General features: G+C 70.7%; 24 protein-coding genes. 11 read left to right on the top strand and 13 right to left on the bottom strand.

Going from position 1 to position 18,649, the window contains the following annotated elements; genetic code table 11:
• Positions 1 to 5 precede the first annotated feature (5 nt).
• On the bottom strand, positions 6 to 416 hold the full coding sequence (locus ACFYZZ_RS28305; protein ID WP_389181519.1) for a CU044_2847 family protein: 411 nt from the start codon (positions 414 to 416) through the stop codon (positions 6 to 8).
• A 118-nt stretch (positions 417 to 534) separates the two neighbouring features.
• Positions 535 to 714, bottom strand: coding sequence for a DUF6104 family protein (locus ACFYZZ_RS28300; protein WP_003992906.1), 180 nt, complete (start codon positions 712 to 714; stop codon positions 535 to 537).
• A gap of 211 nt (positions 715 to 925) precedes the next feature.
• Between ACFYZZ_RS28300 and ACFYZZ_RS28295 the strand changes: the two genes are divergently transcribed.
• Positions 926 to 1,909 (top strand): DUF4097 domain-containing protein, encoded by a 984-nt coding sequence (locus ACFYZZ_RS28295; protein WP_389181516.1) that lies wholly within the window; start codon positions 926 to 928, stop codon positions 1,907 to 1,909.
• Position 1,910: 1 nt separating this feature from the next.
• Positions 1,911 to 2,987, top strand: a complete 1,077-nt coding sequence (locus ACFYZZ_RS28290) for a helix-turn-helix transcriptional regulator (protein ID WP_389181513.1) — start codon at positions 1,911 to 1,913, stop codon at positions 2,985 to 2,987.
• A gap of 113 nt (positions 2,988 to 3,100) precedes the next feature.
• On the opposite strand, the gene ACFYZZ_RS28285 is transcribed toward ACFYZZ_RS28290, so the two are convergent.
• Entirely contained in the window at positions 3,101 to 4,066 is a 966-nt protein-coding gene (locus ACFYZZ_RS28285; protein ID WP_389181510.1) for a zinc-binding dehydrogenase, read from the bottom strand.
• Positions 4,067 to 4,260: 194 nt separating this feature from the next.
• The gene (locus ACFYZZ_RS28280; protein ID WP_389181507.1) at positions 4,261 to 5,481 is read right to left on the bottom strand and encodes an NADP-dependent malic enzyme; all 1,221 of its coding nucleotides are present in this window, start codon (positions 5,479 to 5,481) and stop codon (positions 4,261 to 4,263) included.
• A gap of 571 nt (positions 5,482 to 6,052) precedes the next feature.
• Here ACFYZZ_RS28280 and ACFYZZ_RS28275 point away from each other — a divergent pair.
• The 3 genes from ACFYZZ_RS28275 to ACFYZZ_RS28265 are packed head-to-tail and all read left to right on the top strand — an operon-like array spanning position 6,053 to position 8,790.
• A complete protein-coding gene (locus ACFYZZ_RS28275) occupies positions 6,053 to 7,012 on the top strand; it encodes an ABC transporter substrate-binding protein (protein WP_389181504.1) in 960 nt (319 codons plus the stop codon).
• 36 nt (positions 7,013 to 7,048) lie between these two features.
• Entirely contained in the window at positions 7,049 to 7,987 is a 939-nt protein-coding gene (locus tag ACFYZZ_RS28270) for an amino acid ABC transporter permease (RefSeq protein ID WP_389181501.1), read from the top strand.
• Positions 7,984 to 8,790 (top strand): amino acid ABC transporter ATP-binding protein, encoded by an 807-nt coding sequence (locus ACFYZZ_RS28265; protein WP_389181499.1) that lies wholly within the window; start codon positions 7,984 to 7,986, stop codon positions 8,788 to 8,790. The genes ACFYZZ_RS28270 and ACFYZZ_RS28265 overlap by 4 nt, the downstream gene beginning before the upstream one ends.
• Before the next feature lie 73 nt (positions 8,791 to 8,863).
• Here ACFYZZ_RS28265 and ACFYZZ_RS28260 read toward each other — a convergent pair whose 3' ends face one another.
• The gene (locus ACFYZZ_RS28260) at positions 8,864 to 9,622 is read right to left on the bottom strand and encodes a class I SAM-dependent methyltransferase (protein ID WP_389181496.1); all 759 of its coding nucleotides are present in this window, start codon (positions 9,620 to 9,622) and stop codon (positions 8,864 to 8,866) included.
• Between the two features lie 100 nt (positions 9,623 to 9,722).
• On the opposite strand from ACFYZZ_RS28260, the gene ACFYZZ_RS28255 reads away from it, so the two are divergent.
• A complete protein-coding gene (locus ACFYZZ_RS28255) occupies positions 9,723 to 10,352 on the top strand; it encodes a CGNR zinc finger domain-containing protein (RefSeq protein WP_389181493.1) in 630 nt (209 codons plus the stop codon).
• On the opposite strand, the gene sodX is transcribed toward ACFYZZ_RS28255, so the two are convergent.
• Positions 10,256 to 10,690, bottom strand: a complete 435-nt coding sequence (gene sodX, locus ACFYZZ_RS28250) for a nickel-type superoxide dismutase maturation protease (protein ID WP_386578312.1) — start codon at positions 10,688 to 10,690, stop codon at positions 10,256 to 10,258. The two genes, ACFYZZ_RS28255 and sodX, sit on opposite strands and share 97 nt — an antisense overlap.
• Before the next feature lie 145 nt (positions 10,691 to 10,835).
• On the opposite strand from sodX, the gene sodN reads away from it, so the two are divergent.
• Positions 10,836 to 11,231 carry a superoxide dismutase, Ni gene (sodN, locus tag ACFYZZ_RS28245; protein WP_158924645.1) on the top strand — a complete coding sequence of 132 codons (396 nt, stop codon included), beginning with the start codon at positions 10,836 to 10,838 and terminating at the stop codon, positions 11,229 to 11,231.
• A gap of 86 nt (positions 11,232 to 11,317) precedes the next feature.
• On the opposite strand, the gene ACFYZZ_RS28240 is transcribed toward sodN, so the two are convergent.
• Positions 11,318 to 12,169, bottom strand: coding sequence for a haloalkane dehalogenase (locus ACFYZZ_RS28240; protein WP_389181490.1), 852 nt, complete (start codon positions 12,167 to 12,169; stop codon positions 11,318 to 11,320).
• 225 nt (positions 12,170 to 12,394) lie between these two features.
• Between ACFYZZ_RS28240 and ACFYZZ_RS28235 the strand changes: the two genes are divergently transcribed.
• The 4 genes from ACFYZZ_RS28235 to ACFYZZ_RS28220 all read left to right on the top strand — a co-directional run bounded on the left by ACFYZZ_RS28235 (position 12,395) and on the right by ACFYZZ_RS28220 (position 15,328).
• Positions 12,395 to 13,408 carry a DUF1648 domain-containing protein gene (locus ACFYZZ_RS28235; RefSeq protein ID WP_389181487.1) on the top strand — a complete coding sequence of 338 codons (1,014 nt, stop codon included), beginning with the start codon at positions 12,395 to 12,397 and terminating at the stop codon, positions 13,406 to 13,408.
• Positions 13,409 to 13,682: 274 nt separating this feature from the next.
• Positions 13,683 to 14,081, top strand: a complete 399-nt coding sequence (locus ACFYZZ_RS28230; RefSeq protein WP_389181484.1) for a helix-turn-helix transcriptional regulator — start codon at positions 13,683 to 13,685, stop codon at positions 14,079 to 14,081.
• A 37-nt stretch (positions 14,082 to 14,118) separates the two neighbouring features.
• Entirely contained in the window at positions 14,119 to 14,535 is a 417-nt protein-coding gene (locus ACFYZZ_RS28225; RefSeq protein ID WP_389181477.1) for a VOC family protein, read from the top strand.
• Positions 14,536 to 14,578: 43 nt separating this feature from the next.
• Positions 14,579 to 15,328, top strand: a complete 750-nt coding sequence (locus tag ACFYZZ_RS28220) for a VOC family protein (protein WP_389181474.1) — start codon at positions 14,579 to 14,581, stop codon at positions 15,326 to 15,328.
• Here the strand turns inward: ACFYZZ_RS28220 and ACFYZZ_RS28215 are convergent.
• From ACFYZZ_RS28215 to ACFYZZ_RS28190, 6 genes are all read right to left on the bottom strand, one after another.
• Positions 15,315 to 15,620 (bottom strand): hypothetical protein, encoded by a 306-nt coding sequence (locus ACFYZZ_RS28215; RefSeq protein ID WP_389181470.1) that lies wholly within the window; start codon positions 15,618 to 15,620, stop codon positions 15,315 to 15,317. The genes ACFYZZ_RS28220 and ACFYZZ_RS28215 overlap by 14 nt on opposite strands.
• On the bottom strand, positions 15,617 to 15,949 hold the full coding sequence (locus ACFYZZ_RS28210) for a DUF952 domain-containing protein (RefSeq protein WP_389181467.1): 333 nt from the start codon (positions 15,947 to 15,949) through the stop codon (positions 15,617 to 15,619). Before ACFYZZ_RS28210 ends, ACFYZZ_RS28215 begins: the two co-directional genes overlap by 4 nt.
• A gap of 9 nt (positions 15,950 to 15,958) precedes the next feature.
• Positions 15,959 to 17,194: an RNA polymerase sigma factor gene (locus ACFYZZ_RS28205; protein ID WP_389181464.1), complete on the bottom strand. Its 1,236-nt coding sequence runs from the start codon at positions 17,192 to 17,194 to the stop codon at positions 15,959 to 15,961.
• Positions 17,191 to 17,613 carry a YciI family protein gene (locus tag ACFYZZ_RS28200; RefSeq protein ID WP_389181461.1) on the bottom strand — a complete coding sequence of 141 codons (423 nt, stop codon included), beginning with the start codon at positions 17,611 to 17,613 and terminating at the stop codon, positions 17,191 to 17,193. The genes ACFYZZ_RS28205 and ACFYZZ_RS28200 overlap by 4 nt, the downstream gene beginning before the upstream one ends.
• Positions 17,614 to 17,698: 85 nt before the next feature.
• A complete protein-coding gene (locus tag ACFYZZ_RS28195) occupies positions 17,699 to 17,896 on the bottom strand; it encodes a hypothetical protein (protein ID WP_389181458.1) in 198 nt (65 codons plus the stop codon).
• 26 nt (positions 17,897 to 17,922) lie between these two features.
• A complete protein-coding gene (locus ACFYZZ_RS28190) occupies positions 17,923 to 18,507 on the bottom strand; it encodes a dihydrofolate reductase family protein (protein ID WP_389181455.1) in 585 nt (194 codons plus the stop codon).
• Positions 18,508 to 18,649 lie beyond the last annotated feature (142 nt).

Genomic DNA, 18,649 nt, shown 5'->3' with positions numbered 1-18,649 from the left:
GGCGCTCATACGGCGCCGGAGGCCGGGGACCGGGGCGGTACGACGGCACCGCCGGGCGCCGCGGGATCCGTGCCGACCGCCGTCGCGGGCGGTTCGGTCCAGGTCAGGGACACCGTGAGGGAGGACTTGCCGCCGCCCTCCGCGATGGCGCTCACGATCTTGCCGGCCTGCGCCGTCAGTTCGATTCCGAAGCTGACGGACACCTCGACCGGGGCGGGTGTGTCCAGACCGGCGCGCAGAGAGCGCACGACGCCCCCGACCGTGCCGGCGAGCCCGCCCGCCATGTCGATGACCCGGTCCCCGAACCCGGTGTCCCAGTACGTTCCGTCGCCGAGCGCTTCCTCGTCGGCCGCGCCGATCCTGGCCCAGACGACGGTTCCGTCGTCGAGCCGTACACGTTCGACCCCTCCACCCATGACGCCCCCGTTCGCTGAATGGGAGGAGAAGGCTAACTCCGGAAAAAGCGACGGGGGAGGGTCATGGGACGAGAAGGCCGATGATCGCCCCTACTGTGACGGAAGTGGCCGCTGCCGCCTACTCGTCGTCCTCGTCGTCGAGCCGCGCGAGCCAGGTCGCGAGCCGCTCGACGGGCACCTCGAAGTCCGGGTTCAGATCCACGAACGTGCGCAGCTGCTCGGCAAGCCACTCGAACGTGACCTCTTCCTCGCCGCGCCGCTTCTCCAGCTCCTCGATCCCGCGGTCGGTGAAGTACATGGGCTGCCTTTCCTGCGTGTACGTAGCTCAGGGACAGCCTATGCAACGGGGAACGGCCGCGTACTCAGGCATCCACGCAGCGCCGTGCCACCGACAGGAGCGACACGAAAGGGTGTCTTGACTTTCAGCGACCGCGATATATCGTGTTTGACAGAAGACGCGATATGGCGTGTCGCGGCAGCGCGACCGTGTCCCGCCGAGGAGGCTCCCCATGTCCGAGTGGTCCGTCGCCGAGCCGCAGAAGCTCACCTTCGACACCCCCGTGAGCGACCTGCACGTGCGCATCGTCAACGGAACGGTGAACGTCATGGGCACGGACGAAGGTTCCGCCCGCCTGGAGGTCTCGGACATCGAGGGCCCACCCCTGACCGTCACGCAGGAGGGCGGCACCCTCACGGTGGCCTACGAGGACCTGCCCTGGAAGGGCTTCCTCAAGTGGCTCGACCGCAAGGGCTGGCGGCGCAGCGCCGTCGTCTCCCTCGCGGTCCCCGCCGGCACGCGCGTGGAGGTGGGCGTGGTCGGCGCCGGCGCGGTCGTCTCCGGCCTCAGCGGCTCCTCGGTGATCAAGGGCGTCACCGGCGACACGACCCTGGTCGGCCTCTCCGGCCCGGTCCGCGCCGACACCGTGTCCGGGAACCTGGAGGCCCAGGCCGTCACGGGCGACCTGCGGTTCAACTCGGTCTCGGGCGACCTGACCGTGGTCGAGGGCTCGGGCCCCTCCGTCCGCGCCGACTCCGTCAGCGGCTCCATGATCATCGACCTGGACCCGGACGGCCCCACCGACGTCCGGCTGACCAGCGTCTCCGGCGAGATCGCCATCCGCCTGCCGCACCCGGCGGACGCGGACGTGGAGGCGAACACCGCGAGCGGCACGATCTCCAACGCCTTCGACGGCCTGCGGGTGCACGGCCAGTGGGGCGCCCACAAGATCACCGGCCGCCTCGGCGCGGGCAACGGCAGGCTCCGGGCCACCACGGTCTCCGGCTCCATCGCCCTGCTGCGCCGGCCGCCGGGCGAGGACGAGCACGACACCCCGTGGGAGGCGGCGCCGCCCGCCAGCCCCGCGGCCACCGGGACACCGACCGACCCGGCGGCCGGACCAGGGGCCGCCCCGGGGGACAATTCCGTCTCCGGCCAGGACTCCGACGCCCCCGGCGACCCGGCCGACGGCACGACCGACAAGAAGGTGCTCTGACATGCCCCCCGTCTTCGCCCACGGCCGCCTCCGCCTCTATCTGCTCAAGCTGCTCGACGAGGCCCCGCGCCACGGCTACGAGGTGATAAGGCTCCTCGAAGAGCGCTTCCAGGGCCTGTACGCCCCTTCGGCGGGCACGGTCTACCCCCGCCTGGCCAAGCTGGAGGCCGAGGGCCTGGTCACGCACACCACCGAGGGCGGCCGCAAGGTGTACGCCATCACCGACGCCGGCCGCGCCGAACTGGCCGACCGCAGCGGCGAACTGGCCGACCTGGAGCTGGAGATCCGCGAGTCCGTCGCCGAACTCGCCGCCGAGATAAAGGCGGACGTGCGCGGCGCGGCGGGCGACCTGCGGCGCGAGATGCGCGCCGCCGCCTCCGAGGCCCGCCGGGGCGCCAAGGCCGGCGCCGGCGAGGCGAGCCCCTTCGCGGAGTACGGCGACCTCACCGAGAAGGAGGCCTGGCGGGCCGCCAAGGAGGAGATGCGCCGGGTCAAGCAGGAGTGGAAGGAACAGGCCCGCCGCGCCAAGGACGAGAGCCGCCGGGCCCGCGAGGAGGCCCAGCGGGCCCGCCACCAGGCCCAGGAGGCCCAGACGCGGGCGCGGGCCCAGGCCCAGGAGGAGATGCAGCGCATCGCCCGCCATGTCCAGGAGCGGGTGCAGGACCACTTCACGCGCGGCGACTGGCCGACCGGCGTACGGGAGGGCCTGACCGAACTGGCCAAGGAGTTCGGCGAGTTCGGGAAGGACTACGGGAAGGAGTTCGGCAAGGACTGGGGCTTCGGCCGCGCCGCCGGGGAGCCGGGCCAGGGTGCCCGCAAGCCGGCCCCTGCGCCGGGACCGGAGTACTCCGCCACCCCGGAGGACTTCCCGGCCGAGTACGAGCCGTCCTGGGCCCACGAGGACGGCACCGGCGACCCCACCCGCGACCTGGACCGCCTGCTCGACCGCTTCCGCGACGACATCCGCGACGCGGCCCGCGACCACGGCGTCAGTGCCGACCAGCTCCGCGACGCCCGCCGCCACCTGTCGACGGCGGCGGCCCACATCGGGGCGCTGCTGCGCGGCCCGAAGGTCTGACCCGCCTAGGGGGTGTCGGCCCCGGCACCGCCCGGCCCGGCGGCGCGCCCCGGACACCCGGGACACGCCGCCGGACGGAGAAGCCCCGGCCGCACCCCGGCGGCCACGGCAGGTCAGCCGTTGGTCAGGACGATCTTCCCGAACTGGTCGCCGGATTCCAGCCGTTCGAAGCCCTCGCGGGCCCGGTCCAGAGGCAGCACCTCGTCGATGACGGGCCGTACGCCGGTGGCGGCGCAGAAGGAGAGCAGGTCCTCCAGCTCCTCCTTGGTGCCCATGGTGGAGCCGACGACCTTCAGCTCCAGGAAGAAGATCCGGGTCAGCTCGGCGTGCGAGGGACGGTCGCCGCTGGTGGCACCGGAGATGACGATCGTCCCGCCGGGCCGCAGGGACTTCACCGAGTGGGACCAGGTGGCGGCGCCGACGGTCTCGATGACGGCATCCACCCGCTGCGGCAGCCGGGCCCCCGACTCCACCGCCTCGACCGCACCCAGCTCCAGGGCCCGCTTCCGCTTCGCCTCGTCCCGGCTGGTGGCGAAGACCCGCAGACCGGCCGCCTTGCCCAGCACGATCGCGGCCGTGGCGACACCGCCGCCCGCGCCCTGCACGAGGACCGAGTCACCGGGTCGCACCCCGGCGTTGGTGAACAGCATCCGGTACGCCGTCAGCCACGCGGTCGGCAGGCAGGCGGCCTCCACGAAGGACAGCTCCTTCGGCTTGGGCAGGACGTTCCAGGTCGGCACGGCGACCTGCTCGGCGAAGGTGCCCTGGTAGCGCTCGGTGAGGATGGAGCGCGGCTCCTTGGGGCCGACGCCATGACCGGTCTGGCCGATGACGGAGTGCAGGACGACCTCGTTGCCGTCCTCGTCGATCCCGGCGGCGTCGCAGCCGAGGATCATCGGCAGCCGTTCCTCCGGGAGTCCGACGCCCCGCAGGGACCAGAGGTCGTGGTGGTTGAGGGAGGCGGCCCGCACGGTGATCGTGCTCCAGCCGGGCCGGGCCTCGGGGGCCGGACGCTCCCCCAACTCAAGGCCGGAGAGCGGCTGGTCGCGGTCGATTCGGGCGGCATAGGCAGCGAACATGGGCTCGACGATAGGTGCGCCGTGCAGCTGACGGAACTGCACGGCGCTGTGACACATGCCCTCTTGTGTGATGGCACCCGTGCGGCGCAGCCCGGCGCCCACGCCCTCAAGGGGCCCTCGCCGACACCCGAACGGGCGGGCAGGCGGGTAAAGAAATGGCCCCGCCCGAACGGGCGGGGCCATTCAGCGCAACGTCAGCGACGCGCAACGCCCTCGGCACGGGCAGCGGCAGCGACCGCCGCGGTCACGGCCGGAGCGACCCGCTCGTCGAACGGCGACGGAATCACGTAGTCGGCGGCGAGGTCGTCCCCGACCACAGCGGCCAGCGCCTCAGCGGCGGCGATCTTCATGCCCTCGGTGATCCGAGTGGCCCGCACCTGCAGCGCGCCCGCGAAGATGCCCGGGAAGGCCAGCACGTTGTTGATCTGGTTCGGGAAGTCCGAGCGCCCGGTCGCGACGACCGCCGCGTACTTGTGGGCCACCTCGGGGTGGACCTCCGGGTTCGGGTTGGCCATCGCGAACACGAAGGCACCCTCCGCCATGGAGGCCACGGCCTCCTCCGGGACCGTACCGCCGGAGACGCCGATGAAGACGTCGGCGCCCGCGAGGGCGTTCTCCAGCGAGCCGGTGATGCCGGCCTTGTTGGTGAAGGAGGCCACTTCCCGCTTGACCGGCGTCAGGTCCTCACGGTCCGCCGACACGACGCCCTTGCGGTCCGCCAGCGCCACGTCCCCGATGCCGGCCTCGACCAGCATCTTGGCGATGGCGACACCGGCCGCGCCGGCGCCCGAGATGACGGCCCGCAGCTGCCCGATCTCGCGCCCGCTCAGCCGCGCCGCGTTCCGCAGCGCCGCGAGGGTCACGACGGCCGTGCCGTGCTGGTCGTCGTGGAAGACCGGGATGTCGAGCCGCTCCTGGAGCTGCTTCTCGATCTCGAAGCACCGGGGTGCCGAGATGTCCTCCAGGTTCACTCCGCCGAAGGAGGGAGCGAGCCGGACCACGGTCTCCACGATCTCGTCCACGCCCGTGCAGTCGAGCGCGATCGGCACCGCGTCGACGCCACCGAACTGCTTGAACAGGATCGCCTTGCCCTCCATCACGGGGAGGGAGGCCTGGGGACCGATGTCCCCGAGCCCGAGCACGGCAGTACCGTCGGTCACGACAGCCACCACGGAGGACTTCCAGGTGTAGTCGTTGACCAGGTCCGGCTGCTCCGCGATCGCTGTGCACACGCGCGCGACGCCGGGCGTGTACGCGAGGGAAAGGTCGTCCTTGTCGCGGACCGGCACGGTGGCCTGCACGGCCATCTTGCCGCCGCGGTGCAGCGCGAACACCGGATCGAAGGAATCGAGGGGCTCTGCCCCGTCCTGATCCGAACTGCTGTCGCTGCGAGGATTGACGATCTCCGCTGCCACTTTGTTTTACCCCTTAGGTATGCATGGTTTGAGGGTCGACCACTCCTGGTGAGGGGTGGGCGGGCACCGCGTAAGGCCCGATTGCTGATACGTGCGAGCGATACGCGACGGGCGCGCCGCACACGCGCCCTGAGCCCCGGATGAGGGGTGTAAAGAACCTTCTTACCGGACGGACGGCGCTCACGACGAGTCCATTAGGTGCAAGGTCACATCTCGCGACCAGAAGGCCACACGTGGATGACACGCGGCTGACACGAGCACAACACGGATGTGACTCGCGGGTAACTCGGACCTGATCGATCATCCGCGCAACAAGTGACCACATCGTGAGATGACCCGAAGATTTTCCGGCCGGAGTGCTGGATTTCCGCAGATCTGCGGCACTGAAGTCCCGTCCTGGCGGGACCTGACGCGGTTCGGGGGTCACCCGTTATCCGATTTTGACATAGTGACGCCCCTGAATGGCGTAGTCCGAATGGCAAGATGCGGTAAACCCACGAGGTCGCGACACCCGATGGCGTGTGTTTCCGTCGACCCATCGGCACCTCTTCCCTTCCGCCGGAGGACCACGATGACCGCAAGCTCCACCCGTCGTACGACCGCCGCGTACTCCCGGCTCACCGCGGTCGGTGCGATCGCGGTCGCTGGCGCCCTGCTGCTCACCGGCTGTGGTGACCAGACCAAGGGCAAGGACAACGGCTCCGGCACTGCGTCCACCAGCAACGCCCCGCTCGCCGACAAGCTCCCCAAGGAGATCCGCGACAAGGGCGAAGTCAAGGTCGGTTCGGACATCGCCTACGCCCCGGTCGAGTTCAAGGACTCCTCCGGCAACGTCGTCGGCCTCGACCCCGACCTCGCGGCGGCCATGGGCAAGCAGCTCGGCGTGAAGCTCACGTTCGAGAACGGCACCTTCGACGCCCTGCTCACCGGTCTGCGCTCCGGCCGCTACGACATCGCGATGTCGGCGATGACGGACAACAAGAACCGCCAGGAGGGCGTCGACCCGGACACCGGCAAGAAGGTCGGCGAGGGCGTCGACTTCGTCGACTACCTGACCGCCGGTGTCTCGATCTACACCCGCAAGGGCGACACCAAGGGCATCACGTCCTGGGCGGACCTGTGCGGCAAGAAGATCGCCGTCGAGCGCGGCACCGTCTCGGAGGACCTGGCCAAGCAGGAGGCCAAGAAGTGTCCGAGCGGCAAGAAGCTCACGATCGAGGCGTTCGACGACGACCAGCAGTCCCAGACCCGGCTGCGCTCGGGCGGCGTGGACGCGGCCTCCTCCGACTTCCCGGTCGCTGCGTACGCGGTGAAGACCTCGGGCGGCGGCAAGGACTTCGAGATCGTCGGCGACCAGGTCGAGGCGGCCCCGTACGGCATCGCCGTCGCCAAGAGCGACACCCAGCTGCGGGACGCGCTCCAGGCCGCGATGAACGCGATCATCAAGAACGGCGAGTACCAGAAGATCCTCGAGAAGTGGGGCGCCGAGGACGGCGCCGTCAAGGAGTCCGCGATCAACGGCGGCAAGTGACCCGCGGCACCGAGCGGCCACCGAGAGGCAACACCCGTGACTGACATCGAGAAGACGGCGGAGCCGGCGGACACCCCGCCGGCCGGCCCGGAGGCCATCAAGGCCATCCCGGTCCGGCACTACGGGCGGTACGTCACCGCCGTCATCGCGATCGCGCTCCTCGTCGCGATCGTCTACGCGTTCGGCCAGGGCAAGATCAACTGGCACGCGGTTCCCGACTACTTCTTCGACGACCGGATCATGACCGGCGTCTACAAGACCCTCCTGCTGACGGTCCTGTCGATGCTGATCGGCATCCTCGGCGGCATCGGCCTCGCCGTGATGCGCCTGTCGAAGAACCCGGTGACCTCGTCGATCGCGTGGTTCTACATCTGGTTCTTCCGCGGCACCCCGGTCCTGGTCCAGCTGTTCCTGTGGTTCAACCTGGGCCTGGTCTTCGAGTACATCAACCTCGGTCCGATCTACAAGAACTACTGGTCGGACTTCATGACGCCGCTGCTGACGGCGCTGCTCGGCCTCGGTCTGAACGAGGCCGCGTACATGGCCGAGATCTGCCGCGCCGGTCTGCTCGCGGTCGACGAGGGCCAGACCGAGGCGGCCCACGCGCTGGGCATGAGCCACGGCAAGACGCTGCGCCGGATCGTCATCCCGCAGGCGATGCGGGTGATCGTGCCGCCGACCGGCAACGAAGTCATCAACATGCTGAAGACGACCTCGCTCGTGGCGGCCGTCCAGTATCCGGAGCTGTTCCGTTACGCCCAGGACATCGGCCAGAACTCCGGCGCCCCGGTGGAGATGTACTTCCTCGCCGCGGCCTGGTATCTGATCATGACGTCGATCCTCAGCGTCGGCCAGTACTACATCGAGCGGTACTACGCGCGCGGCTCCAGCCGCCAGCTGCCGCCGACCCCGTGGCAGAAGGTGAAGGCCAACATGCTCTCGCTGGGCCGGCCGAAGGGAGCGGTGAGCGCATGAGTGACAAGCTGAGCAAGACGGACTCCGTCGTGACGCACTCGTCCGTCCCGATGGTCAAGTCCGAGGGCGTCCACAAGTCCTTCGGTCCCGTCGAGGTCCTCAAGGGCATCGACCTGGAGGTGAAGCCGGGCGAGGTGTTCTGCCTCATCGGCCCCTCCGGCTCCGGCAAGTCGACCTTCCTGAGGTGCATCAACCACCTGGAGAAGATCAACGCGGGCCGTCTGTACGTGGACGGCGAGCTGGTCGGCTACCGCCAGAAGGGCGACAAGCTGTACGAGCTGAAGGACAGCGAGGTCGCGCTCAAGCGCCGGGACATCGGCATGGTCTTCCAGCGCTTCAACCTGTTCCCGCACATGACGGCCGTGGAGAACGTCATCGAGGCGCCGGTCCAGGTCAAGGGCGCTTCCAAGGCCGAGACCAAGGAGCGCGCCATGCAGCTCCTGGAGCGCGTGGGCCTGGCCGACAAGGCCGGGAACTACCCCTCGCAGCTCTCCGGCGGCCAGCAGCAGCGCGTCGCCATCGCCCGGGCCCTCGCCATGGACCCGAAGCTGATGCTGTTCGACGAGCCGACCTCGGCCCTCGACCCGGAGCTGGTCGGCGACGTCCTGGACGTCATGCGCGACCTCGCCGAGTCGGGCATGACGATGGTCGTGGTCACCCACGAGATGGGCTTCGCCCGCGAGGTGGGCGACAGCCTGGTGTTCATGGACGGCGGCGTGGTGGTCGAATCCGGCCATCCCCGCGACGTGCTGACGAACCCTCAGCACGAGCGGACGCAGTCGTTCCTGTCCAAGGTGCTCTGACACTCCACCACGAGGAGGGCGGTACGGGCTCCCCGTACCGCCCTCCTCCATGAGTGCGCCTACTTCAGTGCACCTACTTCAGTGCCAGGAGCAACGTGTCCGACGGCGAGCACCACACCGCCCGGGCCTCCCCGAACCCCTTCTCGCGCAGCACGCGCGCGTGCCACGCCGCGGACGGCATGTCGCCGTCGGCGTGCTCGCCGTAGATCTCGAAGCGGCGGGCGGTGGGCTCGGCGAGGACCGGGTCCTTCGCCGCCACCTGCCACCACTCGGCCCAGCCCAGGGCACCGTCCTGCTTGGCCTGATCCATGCGCGCGTGCCGCTGGGCGCGCTCCGCCGCGTTGATCCGGGGCGTGCTCTCGTCGATCATGTGGTCCGCGTTCATGAAGACACCGCCGTCGCGGACCAGCCCCGCGACCTGACCGTAGAGGGCCGCGAGGGGTTCGCTGTGCAGCCAGTGCAGGGCCGTGGCGGTCAGGACCGCGTCGTAGGAGTCGTACGGCAGCCGGGCCGACCAGTCGGGGTCCTTGAGGTCCGCGGTGACGAAGGAGACGCGGTCGTCGCCCTCGAAGGTGCCGCGCGCGATGGCGAGCAGGGCCGGGTCGAGGTCGACCCCGGTGCTGGTGGCCTCGGGGAACCGCGCCAGCAGCCGGGCGGTGATGCTGCCGGTGCCGCAGGCGAGGTCGAGCACGCGCGGGGCCGTGCCGGCCAGCGCCTCGACCATGTCGAGCATGATCCGGAACCGCTCCTCGCGGTCCGGCATGTACCACTCCTGCTGCCGGTCCCAGCTCTCCTGCCAGGCGGCCCAGTCGGTTCCGGTACTGGTGGTCATGACTTCCGCGTCCCCTCATGCGTGCGTAATACCCTGGAAGCACGAACGGCTGTTACCCGACCGCAGACATGACCATAGAGCGCCTCCGTAAGGACTACAAGTGGAACTGGCCTATTACTCGGATTATGCGGTACGCCTCGTCAACAGCGAGGAACCGGCCCGGGGCAAGGACTCGCTGACCTCGGTCGAGGCCGTCCGCGACCTCTTCGGGGTGAACGCGTCGGCGGCCCGCCGCGCCACCGACGCCGATGTCACGCGCTTCCGCTCGGTACGGGGCAGGCTGCGCGCGGTCTTCGAGGCGGCGGACCAGGGCGACGAGACACTCGCCGTGGACCTGCTGAACTCACTGCTCCTGGAGTTCCCGGTCAGCCCCCAGATCTCCGGGCACGACTACCGCGACGAGGACGGCCGCCCCCTGTGGCACATGCACCTGGCCGACCACCCGTCCAACGCCACCGCGGGCTTCGCGGCCATAGCGGCGATGGGCCTGGCGTTCCACCTGACCGAGTACGGCGTCGACCGCCTCGGCCTGTGCCAGGCCGCACCCTGCCGCAACGCCTACCTCGACACGTCCACCAACCGCTCCCGGCGCTACTGCTCGGACCGCTGTGCGACCCGCGCCAACGTGGCCGCCTACCGCGCCCGCAAGCGCCTGGAGGCCGACCGGTCGGGCAGCAGCGGCCTGGCGGCCGAGAGCACCCAGCGTGCCAGCGCCAGCGGCGAGCGCTGACCGTCCTTGAGCGGCCGGTACCGCAGCCGCGCCTTGCCGAGGATCAGCTCCTCGGGCACGACCCCGTAGTCGGTGCTGTCCCCGCCCGCGTACGGATTGTCCCCGAGCACCCACCAGCCGCCCTCGCGCCGCTCCACGGCACGCTTGACCACCAGCAGGTCCTGCTGGAAGGGATGACGCAGGACGACGACGTCCCCGGGCCTGATCGCGGCCCCGTACTGCAGCAGCAGCCGGTCTCCGTGATGCAGCGTGGGAACCATGGACGGGCCGGTCACCTCGGCCAGCCCGAAGGGCGCCCCGGCCCTCCCCCGCTCGGTCTCCTGCGACAGCTCCGGCATCCCCGGCACCTCCCCGGTCCGTTCCTCCACCAGTCCCAGTCTGACCCTGGACTTTTGTCCTAAGCCCTAGGGGGCACTCACGAAAACCCGTCCCTCAGGGAGTAATGTCGCACCTGAGAAGACGATCACGAGGAAGGAATGCTCCATGCTTTCCCGCCTGTTTGCCCCCAAGGTCAAGGTCAGCGCGCACTGCGACCTGCCCTGCGGTGTGTACGACCCGGCCCAGGCCCGCATCGAGGCGGAGTCCGTGAAGGCCGTTCAGGACAAGATGGCCGCCAACGACGACCCGCACTTCCAGGCGCGTGCCACCGTCATCAAGGAGCAGCGCGCGGAGCTGGCCAAGCACCACGTCTCCGTGCTCTGGAGCGACTACTTCAAGGCCCCGCACTTCGAGAAGTACCCGGAGCTGCACCAGCTGGTGAACGACACCCTGAAGGCCCTCTCGGCCGCCAAGGCGTCCACCGACCCGGCCACGGGCCAGAAGGCGCTGGACTACATCGCCCAGATCGACAAGATCTTCTGGGAGACCAAGAAGGCCTGAACATCCCGCCTTCCCACACCCGGTCCCCGGCGCCGCCGAACACGGCATGCCTGGGGCCGGGTGTGGTTTTTTGCGCCTCGACCGGCCTATGAGGGCAGCTGCGCGAGCCAGGAAGCGATGGTCGTGCCGATGGCGGGGCCCTGGTCCTCCTGGACGTAGTGGCTGCCCGGGCCGATGTGCCGGATCTCCAGGGCCGCGATGTTCTGACGGCACCATTCGATGGTGGGCGGCGTCATGATGGCGCCGGGGTCGAAGGTGAGCAGCAGTTTGGGGACCTGGGGCGAGGTTCTGAGCCAGGCGCCGTACTGCTGGACCCGTCGGGCGACATCCGCGGGTTCGCCGTCGATGGGGATCTCACGCGGCCAGGCCAGGATCGGCCGGCGGTCGGCGGGGTGCGGGTAGGGGGCGCGGTAGACGTCGAGTTCCTGCGGGGTCAGGGTTCGCAGGGTGAGGGCGGGCAGCAGTGTGTCGAGGAAGAGGTTCTGTTCGAGGACCAGCTTCTCGCCCTCGCCGGGCTGTCGCATCGCCTGGAACGGGCCCCGGCCCGACTCTGGGAAGTCGTCCCAGGTGAAGGTCCGGACGATGGTCTCCATGAACGCCAGAGCGGCGACCCGTTCCGGGTGCCGGGCAGCCCAGTCGAAGCCGAGCGCGCCGCCCCAGTCGTGGCCGACCAGGACCACACGGTCGAGGTCCAACCGGTCGAACCAGGCGTCGAGATACCGGGCGTGGTCGGCGAACCGGTAGCCGATGTCCGGCTTTCCGGACCGCCCCATGCCGATCAGGTCCGGGGCCAGACAGCGCCAGCGGTCGCTCATCTCGGGGACGACCGACCTCCACAGGTACGAGGAGGTCGGGTTGCCGTGCAGGAACACCACGCTCCGACCCTGGCCGAGATCCTCGTAGTACATCTGCGAGTCCAGGACGGGTGTCTCGGGCATGACCGGACCCTTTCGCCATCGGATCCGCATCGGATCCACATCGGATCCACTCTCGGGTGACCGATCCGGCGGTGCCAATCAGGTGCATCCGTACCGACGGCGACCTCGGCTGAAACCCGCGCAACCCCGCCCCGGCGCTGGACATCACTTCAGGCAGCACACCTGGGCTGCGCAGGGGCCGATCTCGTCGAGATGGCCGTATGACCAGATGACCGGGGGGACACCGTGAAGGACAGCAGGCGGACCGAGCGCGGTGCGCGCTGGGGTACCGGGGTGTGGGCCGTGGGGACGGCCGCGCTGATCGTGGCGCTGCCGTGGGCCGCCGGCGGACGGCTGCCGGACCGTTTGGGCACGCACTGGGGGTCCGGGCGGAACACGCCGGACGGGTCCATGCCCCTCTGGGCGGCATCCCTCTTTCCCGGCCTGATCTGGCTGGCCTTGGCCGCGATCGCGTTCGTGGTGCGGTGGCGGGCCGGAGACACCGCACGCAGGACGACGCGGACGTGGACCACCGCCGCCCTCCTGTCGGCGGGCATCCTCCTCAGCGGCGCGCAGGCGTCCGTCGTCCGCGCGAACCTCGACCACTCGGACTGGCACCAGGCCCACCAGCCGACAGCGTGGATCACCGCGACCCTCACCGTGGCGGCCGTCGCCGCCGGAGTCTTCGGATGGCTGGTGAACGCGCGCGCGGCGGTTTCATCCTCCGCCGCCGCGCCGGGCCCGTCCCCGTCCGGCCCGGTTCAGGAGATCCTTCCTGGGCAGCGCCCGGTGTGGGTCTCCCGCATCACCAACCCCTGGCTGAACCTGCTGGCGGCGGTGGTCGGACTGGTGGCGGTCGCCGCCCTCGTCCCCCTGGTCAGCGGCCTCGCCGCCGCCGGGCCCCTGTGGGCGGTGTTCATCCCGTTCGCGTTGACGTCCCTGGCCGTGTCCTGCTGCTCCACCGTGCAGGCACGGGCATCGGAGCGGGGCCTGGAAGTGGCCTTCGGGCCGCTGGGCCGGCCCGCCCGGCGCTGGTCGGCCGAGGACATCGAGTCGGCCCGCGCCGAGGACCGTACCCCCGCACAGGTCGGGGGCTGGGGTTACCGGCTGAGCGGCCTCGGCACCACGGTCATGCTGCGGAGCGGGGAATGCCTCGTCATCCGCACCCGGGGAAAGGGAACGGAATTCGCGGTCAGCGTCGACGACGCCGAGCGCGGCGCGGCTCTGCTGAACGGGCTCAACAGGGCTCAGCACGGCTGAAGCACCGGTGGGGCATCGGTCCGGTGACCGGGCGGGGCCCCGCCACTCGTGCCCTTTGCGCTCCCTGTGCAGGTCGTACGGAGAGGTGTCATCTCGTCCCCTCGGCGCCGCTCAGTGGAACTGAGGCACGATCAGACAGATCCCGTACGCCACCACCGCCACGCAGGCGAGGAAGCACAGCCCCGCCTGGGCGAGGCCGAGGGACGAGCTGCCGCCGGGCTGCTCGCGTGCGGCCTCGACGCGGGCGAGGCGCGCTCTGTGCCAAGCTGGGGAGGTGACTCTGGAGGACCTGGTACGGCTGCGGCGCGTGCGCGACCGCATGGACCGCGAGTACGCCGAGGCGCTCGACATGACCGAGCTGGCCCGAGGCGCCCACATGTCGCCCGGCCACTTCCAGCGCAGCTTCCGCAAGGCGTACGGGGAGACGCCGTACAGCTATCTGATGACCCGCCGGGTCGAGCGGGCCAAAGCCTTGCTGCGCCGCGGCGACCTCACCGTGACCGAGGTGTGCTTCGCCGTGGGCTGTACCTCCCTCGGCTCCTTCAGCTCCCGGTTCACCGAGCTGGTCGGCGAGACGCCGAGCGCCTACCGGGCCCGCCCGCACGAGGAGAGCGCGGTGATCCCGTCCTGCGTGGCCCGTACGTTCACCCGCCCGCGCCGCCGGCCGTACTGAAGAAGCGGGCTGACCCGTCTGGCCCTAGCGTGAAGCCATGGACCTGAAGCTCAAGCAGTGCTTCATCGCCGTGGACGACCACGACAAGGCGCTCCACTTCTACTGTGACGTGCTCGGCATGGAGGTCCGCAACGACGTGGGCTTCGAGGGGATGCGGTGGGTCACCGTGGGCTCGCCGCTCCAGCCTGACGTGGAGATCGTGCTGGAGCCGCCCGGCGCGAGCCCGGACATCTCCCCGGCCGACAAGCAGGCGATCGCCGAGCTGCTCGCCAAGGGTCTGCTGCGCGGGGTCATCTTCACCACCGAGGACTGCGATGGGCTGTACGAGCGGGTCCGCGAGGCCGGCGGCGACGTGCTCCAGGAGCCGACGGACCAGCCGTACGGGGTCCGCGACTGCGCCTTCCGGGACCCGGCCGGGAACATGCTGCGGTTCCTGCAGCGGCCCGCGGACTGAAATTCCGCCTGTGCGGTGGGGACGGCTGCCTACGATCCCCGCCATGAACACGATCCGCTGGACCTACGCCTTCGTCGACCGCCCCGCCGCCCGCCTCGCCGAGGCCCGCGCCTTCTGGACGGCCGTCACCGGCACCCGACTCTCCGAACTCAGGGGCGAACGGGAGGAGTTCGTGACCCTGCTGCCGGAAGAGGCGGACCCCTGTGTGAAGCTCCAGGGAGTCCTCGACGGGGACGGCGGCGCCCATCTCGACTTCTTCGTGGAGGACGTGCGGGCGTTCACGCAGTCGGCCACCCGCCTCGGCGCGGACCTGGTCGCCGACCACGGTGACTGGGCCGTGCTCCGGTCGCCCGGCGGACAGTCGCTCTGCGTCGGGGCCTGGCAGGGCGAGGCGGTACGGCCACCGGTGGTCGACGGCAGCCGCCTGGACCAGGTGTGCCTGGACATCCCGCCCTCGGCGTACGACGCCGAGACCGCGTTCTGGGCCGCGCTGACCGGCTGGGAGCTGCTGGCGGGTTCCCTGCCGGAGTTCCGGGTGCTCCGGCCGCCCGCGGGCCTGCCCGTCCGGATCCTGCTCCAGCGCCTCGACGACGAACGCCCGGCCTCCGCCCACCTGGACCTCGCCTGCGCGGACATCGAGGCGACCCTGGCCCGGCACGAGCAGCTGGGCGCCGTCCGTGTCCACCAGGGCCGGCACTGGTCGGTACTGCGCGACCCGGCCGGCGGCACGTACTGCCTGACCGGCCGGGATCCCGAGACGGGCGGGCTGCCGGCGGCGGTCAGCGACGCGTAGTCACGTACGCGCAGGCGACGATCATCCGGCCCGCCTCCTGCGTCGGCTCGCGCTCCGGGCCGGTCGGGCACGTTTCGTCGTCCCCGCCCGTCGTCCCCTGGAGCGGACGGGGCGTGCCGCCGTACGGATTCCGAGGCGTCGGCCCGTCCCCGCTCTCCCACCCGTACGGCCCCTGCGGCCGGACCGAGTCCTGAAGCCACAGGGTGAGCCCGCCCCCGGCGACCACCGCCACGGCCCAGGCGCAGACGGCCCAGCGCCATAACCGGCGGCGCGCACCGCGCTGTTCGCTCACCCCCAGGGCTCCACGTCCACCACGGCGTCGACCGGCACCGGCCCGTAGACGTGCGGGAACTCCTCGCCGTTCGGCTTCATGGCCTCGTACTTCAGCGGCACACCGAGCAGGGCCGGGTCCACGACCAGGACCACCAGCTCGTCGGGGCCCTCGTAGTCGCCGTACAGGAAGGCCGCGATGCGCGGGAGTTGCTCGCGGGTGGAGAAGTGGATGAACCCCTCCTCCTGGAGGGTGCGGCCACGGGTGGACACCTCGTAGGTGCCGCGCTCGCGGGCCGCCTCCCACAGGGAGCGCTCGGTGATGTGGACGATGCGCGGAAGTTTCGGCATGCGGCCACGCTACGGCTTCAGCCGGGCCGCGCGCGTCTGCAGATAGTGCCGCTCCGGGAGGCTGACCGTCCTGGCCGCTGCCGAGGCGTAGGCGGCGCGGGCCCGGTCGTACGCTCCCGCGCGCTCCCACAGATGCCCGCGCACCGCGTCCAGGCGATGGCTGTCGCCCAGCTCCCGCTCCAGTCCGTCGAGTTCGGCGAGGCCGGCCTCGGGGCCGTGCACCATGGCGACGGCGACCGCGCGGTTGAGGCGTTCCACGGGGCCGGGGACCTGGCGGACTAGGAGGTCGTAGAGGCCGAGGATCTCCCGCCAGTCCGTGGCCTCGGCGGAGGGTGCCTCGTCGTGCACGGCGGCGATGGCGGCGCGCAGCGCGTACGGTCCGGCGGGGCCCTGGGACAGCGCCCGGGTGACGAGGGCGCCGCCCTCCTCGATCGCCAACCGGTCCCAGCGGGCGCGGTCCTGTTCGTCGAGCGGGACCAGTTCCCCGTGCGGGCCGGTGCGCGCGGCGCGCCGGGCGTCGGTGAGCAGCATCAGCGCGAGAAGGCCCGCGACCTCGCCGTCGTCCGGGAGCAGCCGGTGGACGGTGCGGGTCAGCCGGATCGCCTCGGCGGCCAGGTCACGGCGCTGGAGGCTGGTTCCGGAGGTCGCGGTGTAGCCCTCGTTGAAGATCAGGTAGAGGATCTGCAGGACGGCGGGCAGCCGCTCGGCCCAGTGGTCCGGGCGCCCGAACCGCACGCCCCGCACCTTCTGCTTGGCCCGGGTGATGCGCTGGGCCATCGTCGCCTCGGGCACCAGGTACGCACGGGCGATCTCCGCCGTGGTCAGGCCGCCGACCGCGCGCAGCGTGAGGGCGGTCTGCCCGGCCGGGGTCAGGTCGGGGTGGCAGCACAGGAAGAGCAGGCTGAGGGTGTCGTCCTCGCTGGGCGCCCGGTCGGGCGGGGCGACCCGGGCGGCGAGGGCCGCCGCCCGCTCCTCGCGCGCCCGCCGGGCCTCGTCCGCGCGCAGCGCGTCGGTCAGCCGGTGGGACGCCGCCCTGATCAGCCAGCCGCGCGGATTGTCCGGCACCCCGTTCTGCGGCCACTGCCGGGCCGCCGCGAGCAGCGCCTCCTGTACGGCGTCCTCGGCCGTGTCGAAGTGCCCGTACCGGCGCACCAGCGCGCCGAGGACCTGCGGCGCGTGGCGGCGCAACAGGTCCTCGATGCCGGTCGGTTCGGTCGGTTCGGTCGGTTCGGTCGGGCCGGTCATTCGGCGCAGATGTCCCCGGCGCCGTCCATGATGGGCCGGATCACGACGGGGTAGTCGGTCAGGCCCTCGGGGCCGGGGCAGCGGGTGACGCGCTCGGCGATCTCGGTGACCCGGTCCAGGCTCGCGCAGTCCACCACCCAGTAGCCGGCCATCAGCTCCTTGGTCTCGCCGTACGGGCCGTCGGTGATCACGGTCCGGCCGTCCTTGCCGCGCGCGACCAGCCGGGTCCGGGCGGGCTCGGCCAGGCCCTGGGCGTCGACGAGTTCGCCGGACTCGGCGAGGTCGTCGCTGATCGCGCCCATGTACAGGTACATGGCCTTGAGCTCCGCCTCGGTCCAGGACGGGGCGTGCTCGGAGGGCTTGCCGGCCATCGCGTCGTAGTCCGCCTGCGTGCCCTGCACCATCACCAGGTACTTCATGGTCCGCTCCTTCGGCTCGGGGCCGCCTGCTGCGGGCGGCTCTCACAGGGGACGTCGGAGCCGGGCCGGGATTCTCGACACGGGCTCAGGACTTTTTCGCGGCGGAGTCCTGCGGGGCGGGGTGCACCTGCCCGGCGGCGAGGTCGACGTGGGCCGGGCACTTCGGGTTGTAGCAGGGGCCGGGGCCCCACAGCGGGACCCAGATGCCCAGCGTCTTGTGCCGCCGGACGACCGTGTCGACAGGCTGTCCGCAGACGGGACAGACGTGTTCTTCGCTGTCCATGCCCCCAGGGTAGGGCGCGCGGGGTCTCAGCGCTTCCTGCGGTACGTGCGCACGAGCACGCCGTTGCCGAAGGTGCGCACCTCGTCCAGGGTGAACTCCTTGATGTCGAGGCCGGTGCCGAACATCGGCATGCCGGTGCCGTAGACGATCGGGTAGGTCTTGATGACGAGTTCGTCGATCTCGTCGAGCAGTGCTCCCGCGAGCTGGGATCCGCCGCACAGGTAGATGTCCAACCCGCCGTCCTCCGCCTTGAGTTCGCGGACCCGGCCGGTCAGGTCGCCGTCGATGATCTCGACGTTCGGGTCGGGCGAGGTGCCCAGGGTGCGCGAGGCGACGTACTCGCGCAGGTGGGCGTAGGGGCTGGTGACGCCCTCCTTCAGCGCCACCTCGTAGCTGGCCCGGCCCTGGACGACGGTGTCGAACCGCCGGTTCTCCAGGTGGTCCATGCCGAGCTGCCGGCGGGCCGGGGTGGCCAGGGTCTCCGCGAACTCCGCCTTGAGGAAGTCGAGGTACTCCTCGTCCAGGAAGCGGAACATCGCGGTGGCGTCGCCGTGTTCGTCGCCGATGAAGCCGTCGAGCGAGCAGGCGATGAAGTACGTGAGCTTTCGCAAGCCGGTCTCTTTCCGTAGGCTGCGGAGCGATCGGACAACCACTCCGCTTGTAGTGCTTCAGTTGTAGTACTCCGACTGTAGTGGTTGCAAGCTTTTTCCGGGTTGCTGTCGGCACCGAGGACAAGTAGGAGAAGGGATTCCG

The sequence above is a fragment of the Streptomyces sp. NPDC001816 genome (assembly GCF_042892235.1).
In the GTDB taxonomy this organism is placed as follows: Bacteria; Actinomycetota; Actinomycetes; order Streptomycetales; family Streptomycetaceae; genus Streptomyces.
Note: the sequence above shows the minus strand (reverse complement) of the source record. Positions and strands in the feature narration are given on the sequence as shown.

Excerpts from the sequence above, each read along its gene's own strand:
- ACFYZZ_RS28295 (WP_389181516.1), top strand. The coding sequence starts at position 926 with ATGTCCGAGTGGTCCGTCGCCGAGCCGCAGAAGCTCACCTTCGACACC.
- ACFYZZ_RS28260 (WP_389181496.1), bottom strand. The coding sequence starts at position 9,622 with ATGACCACCAGTACCGGAACCGACTGGGCCGCCTGGCAGGAGAGCTGG.
- ACFYZZ_RS28200 (WP_389181461.1), bottom strand. The coding sequence starts at position 17,613 with ATGAAGTACCTGGTGATGGTGCAGGGCACGCAGGCGGACTACGACGCG.
- sodX (WP_386578312.1), bottom strand. The coding sequence starts at position 10,690 with ATGCCGGAGCTGTCGCAGGAGACCGAGCGGGGGAGGGCCGGGGCGCCC.
- ACFYZZ_RS28195 (WP_389181458.1), bottom strand. The coding sequence starts at position 17,896 with ATGGACAGCGAAGAACACGTCTGTCCCGTCTGCGGACAGCCTGTCGAC.
- ACFYZZ_RS28285 (WP_389181510.1), bottom strand. The coding sequence starts at position 4,066 with ATGTTCGCTGCCTATGCCGCCCGAATCGACCGCGACCAGCCGCTCTCC.
- ACFYZZ_RS28205 (WP_389181464.1), bottom strand. The coding sequence starts at position 17,194 with ATGACCGGCCCGACCGAACCGACCGAACCGACCGAACCGACCGGCATC.
- ACFYZZ_RS28290 (WP_389181513.1), top strand. The coding sequence starts at position 1,911 with ATGCCCCCCGTCTTCGCCCACGGCCGCCTCCGCCTCTATCTGCTCAAG.
- ACFYZZ_RS28265 (WP_389181499.1), top strand. The coding sequence starts at position 7,984 with ATGAGTGACAAGCTGAGCAAGACGGACTCCGTCGTGACGCACTCGTCC.
- ACFYZZ_RS28225 (WP_389181477.1), top strand. The coding sequence starts at position 14,119 with ATGGACCTGAAGCTCAAGCAGTGCTTCATCGCCGTGGACGACCACGAC.
- ACFYZZ_RS28275 (WP_389181504.1), top strand. The coding sequence starts at position 6,053 with ATGACCGCAAGCTCCACCCGTCGTACGACCGCCGCGTACTCCCGGCTC.
- ACFYZZ_RS28210 (WP_389181467.1), bottom strand. The coding sequence starts at position 15,949 with ATGCCGAAACTTCCGCGCATCGTCCACATCACCGAGCGCTCCCTGTGG.
- ACFYZZ_RS28240 (WP_389181490.1), bottom strand. The coding sequence starts at position 12,169 with ATGCCCGAGACACCCGTCCTGGACTCGCAGATGTACTACGAGGATCTC.
- ACFYZZ_RS28220 (WP_389181474.1), top strand. The coding sequence starts at position 14,579 with ATGAACACGATCCGCTGGACCTACGCCTTCGTCGACCGCCCCGCCGCC.
- sodN (WP_158924645.1), top strand. The coding sequence starts at position 10,836 with ATGCTTTCCCGCCTGTTTGCCCCCAAGGTCAAGGTCAGCGCGCACTGC.
- ACFYZZ_RS28300 (WP_003992906.1), bottom strand. The coding sequence starts at position 714 with ATGTACTTCACCGACCGCGGGATCGAGGAGCTGGAGAAGCGGCGCGGC.
- ACFYZZ_RS28305 (WP_389181519.1), bottom strand. The coding sequence starts at position 416 with ATGGGTGGAGGGGTCGAACGTGTACGGCTCGACGACGGAACCGTCGTC.